Source organism: Chitinophaga japonensis (assembly GCF_007830125.1).
In the GTDB taxonomy this organism is placed as follows: domain Bacteria; phylum Bacteroidota; class Bacteroidia; order Chitinophagales; family Chitinophagaceae; genus Chitinophaga; species Chitinophaga japonensis.
Window position 1 is genome coordinate 1,372,664 of the sequence record NZ_VLLG01000003.1, and the last position, 10,802, is coordinate 1,383,465.

The 10,802-nt window shown below is 49.2% G+C and carries 4 protein-coding genes; all 4 read left to right on the plus strand.

Going from position 1 to position 10,802, the window contains the following annotated elements; all coding sequences use genetic code 11:
- Window positions 1-6: 6 nt before the first annotated feature.
- Window positions 7-1,095: a hypothetical protein gene (locus LX66_RS14625; protein WP_145714759.1), complete on the plus strand. Its 1,089-nt coding sequence runs from the start codon at window positions 7-9 to the stop codon at window positions 1,093-1,095.
- Window positions 1,096-1,143: 48 nt separating this feature from the next.
- Window positions 1,144-8,289 (plus strand): DUF5977 domain-containing protein, encoded by a 7,146-nt coding sequence (locus tag LX66_RS14630; protein WP_145714760.1) that lies wholly within the window; start codon window positions 1,144-1,146, stop codon window positions 8,287-8,289.
- A 32-nt stretch (window positions 8,290-8,321) separates the two neighbouring features.
- A complete protein-coding gene (locus tag LX66_RS14635) occupies window positions 8,322-9,947 on the plus strand; it encodes a hypothetical protein (RefSeq protein WP_158642641.1) in 1,626 nt (541 codons plus the stop codon).
- Window positions 9,948-10,084: 137 nt separating this feature from the next.
- On the plus strand, window positions 10,085-10,726 hold the full coding sequence (locus tag LX66_RS14640) for a hypothetical protein (RefSeq protein WP_145714763.1): 642 nt from the start codon (window positions 10,085-10,087) through the stop codon (window positions 10,724-10,726).
- Window positions 10,727-10,802: the final 76 nt, after the last annotated feature.

The window sequence follows — 10,802 nt, forward strand, 5'->3', positions numbered from 1 at the left end:
AGATCTATGAGACGATCCCTATGGCTATTATTGTTACTGCTGTCGGCACGGGCAGGCGCACAGGTAAGCATGGCTGTGCAACTGCCGCCGGCAGGAGTATTACTGAAAGCACAATTATGGAATATTGTGCTGGTCTCAGCATCCAATACCCCCCAGAATGTGCGGATAACCCTCCGTTTAATGGACGCTCAAACCAACCAGGCCGTATTAACGGGCATTACGCGCAATATCATTTTAAGCAAGGGGGCCAGGCAGCTACAGCTAGGGGATGTGATGCCGGTGCAATATGAATACCTGTCTGCCGCCATCGACAGGAGTGTGAACGGGTTCCTGCCTGCGGGCAACTACTTTGCCTGTTATAGCCTGATAGTGGAGGGGGATAAATCGGGCAATCAGCCGGGGGAGGACTGTATACCTTTTGCCATAGAACCGGTAAGTCCCCCTTTATTGAACAGCCCTGCAGATCAGAGTGTGCTGGATACAAGGCTGCCACAGTTTACCTGGCTGCCTCCTGCTCCCGTTAATTTATTCAATGACCTGAATTATGAAATGATATTGACGGAGGTGCACCCCGGGCAGTCTCCCCAGGATGCCGTACAGCAAAATATACCGGTGTACCGGGCACCGCGCCTCCGGAATATCTTCGCCAGCTATCCTTCCGGGGCGGTAGCGCTGGATACGGCAAAGGAATATGCGTGGACCGTGATCGCCCGCAATGGTTCCCTGTTTGCAGCACAGACAGAGGTCTGGACTTTCCGGATCAAGGGGGTTCATAACAAAACCCGTGTAAGCAATGGGGCCTATGTACAGTTGAAGAAAGAGCTGGACGGAGTGGTGGTCAACAGCAGCAGCCTGCAATGCGCGTACCGCAATGAAACGGGTGATACTACTGCCAGGTATGAACTGATCGCACTGGAAAGTGGTAACAGGATCCTGGATGCAGGCACACTGTCCCTCAAAAGGGGAGATAACCGCATGGATATACCGTTGGATAAAATAAAAGGCCTGCGGGATGGAAGAAGTTACCTGTTCCGCTTACGGAACTCCCGGAATGAATACTGGCAGATGAAATTTATCTATACACGGGAAGATTAACACTCAGAAAGAATTTGGATAACACCTTATACCTATAAATAAGCGAAAATGATACTGGCTCTTATTGCAAAGGGGAAGAAGACGGTTGTATGCATAATGCTGGCTTTGATCTATTTGGAAACGGTGATCCCTTCCTATGCTTTAGGGATGTCCCGCGCTGCCCACCGCTATAGCGGGATGGTAGACAGTGGCCCGGGAAAAGGAGGGAAACAACCGGTAAATATGATCCATCCTTCCTTAGCTACAGTACTACCTGCAGGCGCCCCGGTTGCAACTGCCGTGCCCGTGGTGAAGAAGAAAGCGGACATGGGCGGGCCTACACAGCCGGAAAGCCAGGCTTTCCATTCTGTTAATAACGATAATATGGTAGACTTGTTCACCGGGGATTTCTCCTATACTATTCCCTTGATGGATGTAGGCGGCTACCCTATTACAATTGGCTATAACAGTGGCATCTCTATGGACCAGGAGGCCAGTTGGGTGGGACTTGGATGGAATATTAACCCGGGCACTATTACAAGGAACCTGCGTGGACTGCCGGACGATTTTTCCGGAAGAGACACCATCGTTAAAACGGCTAACATAAAGGAGAATAAAACGGTGGGTGTAACTACCGGTGCCGATGTGGAAGTAATAGGCCTTCCGCTGGAGAAGGGGAAAGCTAACAGTGATACGGCCAAAATAGGTCTTAGTGTAGGCGCCAGCCTGGGATTCTTTCATAATACCTACAGGGGCTGGGGGATGGAATTTGGACTGAATTCCAGTATCAACGTAGGCAAGAGCGGTATGGGAGGCTTTACCAGCGGCCTGTCCGTTTCCAATAATTCGCAGGAGGGCCTTTCCATTTCGCCTTCTTTTGCCGCCTATACTATGAGAAGGCAGGCAGACGGCATTAACGGGTCTCTGTCCATTAGCAGTACCTACAATTCAAGAGCAGGTGTAAAGGGCCTGCAGTTGTCCGGTGGGTTGAGGCAAACGGAAGTATCCCAAAAGAACGTAATGCAGTCGCAGTCTGATAGAAATACAAGCTCCACTATGGGCTCAACGAACGGCACCTTTATTTCATTTGCCTATCCTTCCTATACGCCTTCCATCAGCCTGCCGTATACCAGCCAGAATATAACGGTCACCCTGAAAGCCGGGTTTGAAACAAAAGTGGTACATCCCAGCTTTTTTATAAGCGGGTATGTTTCCAAGCAATCCCTTGCTGAAAGCGACCGGACTGCATACCTGCCGGCTTATGGATACCTGAATTATCAGCATGGCGCCGGCAATCCGGGGGCCTTACTGGATTTTAACCGTGAAAAGGAAATTCCTTACAGGGAGAAGCCGGCAGTAGCGCATATTGCAGTGCCGTCTTATACCTATGATGTCTTTTCCATTTCCGGTGAAGGGACCGGAGGCATGTTCAGAGCCTACAGGAGCGATATTGGCTTTGTATACGATCATGCCATGAGAACCAGGGACGGTTCTCAGCGTTTTAGCGGGGATATCGGGTTCGGTGACCTGGTGCATGGCGGCGTGGACCTGAACTTTACCCGTGCTTTTACCCAGACAGGCCCCTGGCTGGAGCAGAATCCCCTGGCGTCTGTTATAGGGTTTAAAGATTCAGACACCACATTTGAAGCCGCTTATTTCAGGAACCCGGGAGAGAAGGCCGTCAACTCCAGGGAATTTTATGAAGCTATTGGGGGAGATGATGTGGTAGCGCCGGATCTTTACCAGGCAGGTGCCGTGCTTTCTACCACCCACCGGTTGAGCAGGTACAGGAACGGGCGACTGGAGGAAAAGATACCCCTGCCTGCGTCTGCCGCTTTCAGGAAGAAGCGAGATAAGAGAACCCAGGTTATCTCCTACCTGACGGCGGAAGAAGCCAGTGAAGCGGGCTTTCAGCAATATATTGAAAGTTATCAGGTAAACGAATTTGGCGTGCGTAACTGCGATACCATTGTGCCTGAGGTAGAGGAGCCGGAAGGGTTGTTGGGGGAATATTTTAACTATGGCTGGCCCACTCGCTTCGACAATAAGTTCTGGGAAAAGATAGATCCTGTTATTTATTTTGAGAAGAACTCCCCGGATCACAATATGAACGTTGGTAAGCCGGCAAACGGGCAGTGGCTGGATAAGGATTTCTCTGCCCGCTGGACCGGGCGGCTCAAAGCACCGGTAACGGGCACTTATAAATTTGTCTTTACGCATGACGATGGCGTGCGGTTGTTTATAAATGATGTAATACAGATTGACCGGTGGCTATGCCAGTCACCAGGTGATGAAGAGCAGCGTACAGCGTACGTTAACCTTGTGGCCGGCGAAATGTATGATGTTAAAATAGAGTACTACCAGAGCCCGAAAAACTATCACCTGGCCTTATACTGGTCTTACCCCGGCCAACCTCAGCAGATAATCCCGACGGAGTATCTCTATCTGATGCCCAGCAAAGACACTTTTGTAACCGGCATCGTATCCAGGGAGAACCGGGTGAATAGCTTCCGCAAGAAGCATCACATTTCGGAAATTGACGTGCTGAACGCTGATGGCAGAAGGTATATTTACGGTATTCCGGTATACAATATCAAACAAAAAGATGTCACTTTTTCTGTAGATCCAATCGGGGCCAATGTGGGGAATGGACTGGTGAAATATACGCCCGGAGAAGACGATACTACTGCTAATTTTAAAGGGAATGACCATTACTTTAACAAGGAGGAAGTGCCGGCCTACGCACATTCTTTCCTGCTAACGGGCATTGTCTCGCCTGATTATGCCGATCTTACCGGGGACGGTATTTCACCGGATGATCCGGGGGACGCCATTAAGTTCAACTATAGTAAGGTGGCGGGCGTCAGGAATACCTTTACCTGGCGTGCGCCATATACGGACAGTGCTGCTTATAACGAAGGACTGAAAACGGATACAAGGGACGACAGGGGCAGCTATGTGTACGGTGAAAAAGAATTGTGGTATCTCCATTCCATTGAATCCAAGAATATGATCGCCACTTTTAAGCTGGGTGATCGTAAGGATATGTGGCCGGTAGACGAAAACGGGAATAAATCTGCCAATGGCGTTGCCCGGAAACTGGAAGAGATCAACCTCTATACAAAAGCAGATTTCCTGAAATATGGCACCAACGCTATACCAGTGAAGACCGTGCATTTCGGGTATAGCTATAAACTATGCCGTGGTGTGAACGGAACGGTAAATAATCTCGGCAAACTGACCCTGGATACCATCTGGTTCTCCTACAACGGCAATGACAAAGGGAAACGGAATCCCTACATTTTCCACTACAATAACAACAACCCGGACTATAACATTAAATCCTACGACCGCTGGGGAAATTATAAAGATCCCCTGCAGAACCCCGGCTCCTCTGCCAGTAATTTCATCAGCAACCCGGAATACCCGTATGCATTGCAGGACAGTGCTACTGCTGCTCAAAATGCCGCTGCATGGACGCTGGATTCTATCGTGCTGCCTTCCGGAGGCCGTATGAAAGTAGTTTATGAAAGTGACGACTATGCATATGTGCAGAACCGCCGGGCCATGCAGTTCTTTAAGGTAGCCGGCTTTTCCGCGGCCCCGCCATCTACATTAAATGACCTAAACAATGAGTTGTATGGCGGGCAGGAAGATTATTTGTATGTGGCCATCAACGTACCTGATCCGGTAACGTCCCTGAAGGAACTGGCTTACAAGTATCTCGCCGGGCTGGAAAAGATATCTTTCAGGCTGAACGTCCGGATGCCGTCAGATAGGTTTGGCGGAGGAAATGAGTATATACCCTGTTATGCCAGGATAGATCCTTCCGGGGAGGCTGGTTTTATAAATGATGGCCATACCATTTGGGTAAAGCTGAAAGGCATAGATGCTGCCGGTGATGATGGCTCCTATAGTCCGCTGGCCCAGGCTGCCGTCCAGTTCCTGCGCCTGAACCTGCCTTCCAAGGCCATGCCCGGGTCCGATGTGGGCGATGACCTGGACCTGGACGTAGCGGTAAAGGTGCTGATGTCACTGGCGGACAATATCAAAAATACCCTTAACAATTTTAACGATAATGCCCGTGCAAAGGGGTGGGCAAAGGAGGTGGACACATCCCGTACACTTGCCCGCCTGCATAGCCCCCGGTTCAAAAAATACGGGGGCGGGCTGCGGGTAAAGCGCCTGTTGATATACGACCATTGGAATGCCATGACCAGGCAGAAGGAATCGGTATATGGGCAGGAGTATCAATATACCACTGTAAAGGAAGTAGCCGGTATACCAATGGAGATCAGCAGCGGTGTGGCTACCTATGAGCCGATGTTGGGAGGAGAGGAGAATCCCTGGCGCCTGCCTATCGAATATAAACAGCAGGTAGCTCCCCTGGCGCCGGTAAGCATGGGATACACGGAAGAGCCCCTGGGAGAATCCTTTTTCCCGGCGCCTTCTGTTGGTTATAGCAAAGTAAGGATAAGGTCTATCCATGCCAAAAATACGAGATCTGCCAATGGCTACCAGGAAACCAGTTTTTATACCAGCTACGATTTCCCGGTAATCACGGAGATGACTACCCTGTCCGATAGTAAAAAAAGATACAGGCCCGCACTGGCCAACTTTCTCCGGATAGATGCCAAACATTATCTTGCTATCAGCCAGGGTTTTAAAGTGGAGCTGAATGATATGAACGGCAAGCTGAGATCGCAGGCAACCTATGCAGAGACAAATGATAAAACCCCGATTACTTATGCAGCGCATTATTACCGGGTGGACAACCAACAGGCATTGTTCAGGCATCTCAATAATACGGCGATGGTCATCAACCCGAAAGGTGAGATTGACCCTGCAGCATCTATTGGTAAGGACGTTGAACTGATGATGGATATGCGTGAGCAGCATTCCGTCACAAACGGCAACAACTTCAATGTGAATGGTGACTTTTTCACTTTCAGTTGGCCGCCGGTATGGATGCTCCCTTCATTCCTCAGCCTTTTTCAGCGGGAGGAGAATAAATTCCGCTCAGCAGCGGCTACCAAGGTCATTAACCGGCATGGTATACTGGACAGCATCGTGGTGATTGAAAAAGGCAGCAAGGTGGTTACCCGCAACCTTTTATTTGACAGTGAAACCGGGAACCCGGTGCTTACCAGTACCAAAAATGAATTTGACGACCCTATTTATCATTTTACCTATCCTGCCGCCTGGGCTTATGATGGCATGAGCGGCGCCTATAAGAACATTGGCCTGACGGTGGATAACATTCGCATGCGGGGAGGCAAGATCATCTCCGGTATTTCAGAAGAAGACGCCAACCGTTATTTCACAGGAGGTGATGAACTGCTGGTTTGGTCCCATCAGAAAACAGGCGGCATCGGCTTCTGCAACATTGAGGTGGCTAGCTGGCCTAACAGCAGCAGGCTTTGGGTGGTAGATGCGAATGCCTTTACCGGCGGAGCCCCTGATATCTATTTTGTAGATAGTGATGGTGTGCCTTTCTCAGGAGACCGTATGTCCATGAAAGTGATCCGGTCCGGTAGAAAGAATATAGCGGCAACTGTAGGCACTGTCAATATGCTGGAGAATCCCCTGGTAAAATCAATCGAAGAAAACGAAGAGGTCTGGTCGCTGGTCATTGGAGACAGTTCGAAAGTAATAGATGCCACCGCTATGGAATTCCAGCAGTTCTGGAAGGTGGCGGATAAAAGGAAAGTAAGCTATGTCAGCAATTGTGTGCCGCAGACCTATGAACAGTATATAAATGACGGAGAATGCCTGAACCCGCCTTACCTGAATGAGGAAATAAGCCAGGTGTTCACCAAGAATGACTGTGGAACCGGAGGGATACCTTCTACTTACCAGTATGTTGTTCCTGCCGGTACCTATACCTCCACGGTCAGCCAGGAGCAGGCGGACTCCCTGGCCTGGGCAGATGTGGCTGCCTATGGGCAGATTTATACAAATGATTATGTAACCTGTACTTATCACAACAAGGAGATCAAGCGATCCTTTACCAAAAATGACTGTCCCGGAGATACGCTGAGTGATGATTGTGGCGTTGCAGGCGCGGTTTCCACTACCACCTACACAGTGCCTGCTGGTAGGTATACATCTATAATAAGCCAGGAAGATGCGGATGCCTATGCAGAGGAAGAGATGAACACTTTTGGGCAGGCCTATGCTAACAGCACAGGCACTTGTACCTACTATAATATAGAAACTTCCAGGGCATTTACCCGGAACGATTGCCCGGGCGGCTCTGTGGTGATCTATACAGTTCCGGAGCGGACTTATATGTCTACCGAAAGCCCCGAGCAGGCGGACTCTCTTGCAGAGGCGGACATACAAAGAAACGGGCAGGCTTATGCCAATGCGCATGGAAGTTGTACCGCCACTTGCCAGATAAACGTTATGGGTAGGACGGAAGCAGATACCCCTGATGAACTGTATCCTTATAGCATTACAGTCAGAAGCACCTTGACGGGTGAGCCTTACAGCTATACACGGATACCCGATACGGACCTTTTAACAACGCTGCCATACTGTATTGCCTTCGAGTACCAGCAGAACGATGCGTTACAGATAGAAATTGGTGCACAAAACGGTATATATGCTATAATAAACGATAAGGAAAAATATGGCACCAACAGTATTGCTGCTGTTTTTAATGACGTGGGAGCTCCACCCTTTGATATCATACTGTCCAAAACGGAAAGGCCCGTGTTCGAAAATTCGCTGCAATTCAGAAATATCGCTAAAAACGATTGTTCCGAAGGATTGTCTGGTTCATTGGTCAGGTACGAGGTGCCGGCGGGCACATATACATCTACGATAAGCTTGGAAGATGCCAATAACAAAGCTATTGCACACATAGATATGTATGGGCAGGGTTATGCGAATGAAAATGGTATCTGCGTGGAACCTAATACGGTGAGGGTAATGCCTAAAGCAGGAGGTGTGGCGCCTGGCGCCAACTTTACGGTGACAGTGAAAGATGTTAATACTAATGAAGTATTGCTGCAGCGGGAATTTATAGGTGGAGATGGTATCCCTTATGATAACACCAGCCTGTCTGTTGGCACTTACAGAGTGGAGGTATCGGCATCCATGGAAACGCTGCGCGTGATCGTAAACGCGGAGGAAAGAACGATTGCCTCCGGTGCCTCCGAGAGTTGGACCGTTACCACGCCTATAGTGGTGGAAGTATCAAAACAATAAATTGATCATACATACTTATGTCAGTTATAAACATGATAAAGAAGATACTGTCGGGCATAGTGCTGGTGACTGCCTTGGGAACAGGTAATGGAGCCTTTTCGCAGCAGGCAGGCGCCAACTGTACCTGCACCTGTCTGAAACCGATGTTCGACTACCTGATCGCATCGCACCATTTATTCATCGGGGCGGACGACCATACAACGCTCAGCAATATTATACAGGAAGCAAGAGCCGCCGGCTATAACGTGGATTATCGCAGGTGCGCATTGCTCTATCGTAATATCAACAAGCCGTTTTATGCCGTAACAACAGACAGCGTCAGCGCGCTATACAAAGCCCGGATAGGAGATTGTTCTGTAGCGCTCAGCTCTGTAAGCGGCGCCGCCCTTGCATTGTATAACCTGCAGAGCAAGACCTGCGGCAGCGACGTGACAGTGGCTTATACGAATGCTTCCAGCGGAGGGGCTACCATTGCAGAGCTGAAGGTAGATTCCTGCTATACCTGCACCGTGGAAACTTCCCAGCTCTGTTACAGCGCCATAACAGACAGTCCGGTAAATCCCTATCTGTATGGTATTGCCGGTAACTGGCGGCCTGCCATATCTTATGTTTATTATGCGTCCCGCACGGAAACAGATCCGGTGCAGGGCACTGATATACGGCGGAACGGTACATTTAATGGCTTTGCGCCTTTCTGGGCGTTTCAGCCGGATAAAATGGCGCCACAATATAACGAGGCCAAATGGGTATGGAATACGGCTACTACCCTGTTCAATCAAAAGGGCTTTGAAATAGAGAATAAGGATCCTTTAGGCCGTTATAATGCAGGTTTGTATGGCTACGGCAATACGCTGCCTGTGGCAGTAATACAGAACAGCCGTTACCGGGAATCCGCCTTTGAGGGGTTTGAAGATTATGATTTTGATATTGGCGTTTGTGATACCACCTGCGCATCCGGCCGCAGCTTTGATTTCTCCGGGTATGCACATAGCATTGACGGCACGCAGCATCATACGGGCAAATACAGCATTCGTGTAGTGAATGATAGCACTGTTGGCATCAGCGCCAGCCTGGTTACGGAGGATAATAACAATTTCCAGCTTACGGTAACCAAAGGGGCGCCTATTTGTGACCAGGGGGGCGATGGCTTAAAAGACATCAGGGCTAATGCCAGCACTATAATACCTCCTTTTTCACCACTGGCAGGAAAAACGGTGCTGATCAGCGCCTGGGTAAAAGAGACCGTAGATTGCACCGTTCCTACTTATACAGGTAGCCAGATTGGCATCGTGGTTAAACAGGGGGCAAGCGAGATTGGGGTCATTGCCAGGCCTTTCGGCAACATTATAGAGGGATGGCAGCGGATAGAGCAGGTAGTTTCGCTTCCTGCGGATGCCACCCTTTTATCTATCTACCTACAAGCGCTTGGAAGCAATACGGTATATTTTGACGATATCAGGGTGCATCCCTATAACGCCAATATGAAATCATTTGTGTACAATCCGCTGAATTTAAGACTCATGGCTGAGCTGGATGAAAACAACTATGCTACTTTCTATGAATATGACGACGACGGTACGCTGGTTAGGCTGAAGAAGGAAACGGAAAGAGGCATCAAAACAATCAAAGAAACAAGAACCGCTTTGGTAAAAGAGTAGGATGTATGAACGCTGAATTATTTACAATGAAGACATGGATAATACTTCTATGCTGCTGGAGCATGACGATGAGTAGCCGCCATGCAGTGGGGCAGTCTGCTAGCGGTTTAGAGCAGGTCACGGCGGAAATGAAAAAAATGAAGTCCTTTTATGAGGCTCATCCGCTTTCATTTGAGATAAAGTATACCTACGCCAATGAGCACGACCCGGCTAGGGTGTTGGATTCACTGAGCGGAAGAGTGGAGATGTCGGGCGCCAGCTATCATTGCTGGCTGGACAGCGTGGAAACTATCAGGAATGACCGGTACAACATTGTATTGTTTAAAGAAGACCGGATCATGTACCTGACAAGCGCTGCTACCAGTGCGGCAGCCAATCCCCTGCAAATGATGCAGGCGGCATTGAAACAGACGGGTGTCAGCAATTGCGAGGTGTTGTATAATGGCAGCAACAGGGTAATACGGATGTTTTTCAGGGAAGGCGCACCTTACCGGCAAATGGAAATGACCATCGACACCACATCAGGGTACCTGCTGAACACCCGTTGCATTGTGAAAACCGCCCTGTTGATGGACCCGTCGGACAACAGTGATACTGCACCTGCCGGGGAATATGATGAATACGCGATTGTGCAGGCGCGCTTTGAGCATTATCATCCCATCTCTGCTAATACGGCAGGATTTGATGAACGTTTTTTCTTCTATAAGGATGGAGGTGAATTTGTGACCACACCGGCGTATAAAGAATATAAAATATTTGTAGGCACTCCCAATCTATGAAACCGAGCAGGATAAACAATGCTCACACAGGGGCATGTTAATGCGAGGTTCCATCCGACCAGGAAAAAATAAAATA

Coding starts and splice junctions, on each gene's coding strand:
- LX66_RS14630 (WP_145714760.1), top strand. CDS start 1,144: ATGATACTGGCTCTTATTGCAAAGGGGAAGAAGACGGTTGTATGCATA.
- LX66_RS14640 (WP_145714763.1), top strand. CDS start 10,085: ATGAAGTCCTTTTATGAGGCTCATCCGCTTTCATTTGAGATAAAGTAT.
- LX66_RS14635 (WP_158642641.1), top strand. CDS start 8,322: ATGATAAAGAAGATACTGTCGGGCATAGTGCTGGTGACTGCCTTGGGA.
- LX66_RS14625 (WP_145714759.1), top strand. CDS start 7: ATGAGACGATCCCTATGGCTATTATTGTTACTGCTGTCGGCACGGGCA.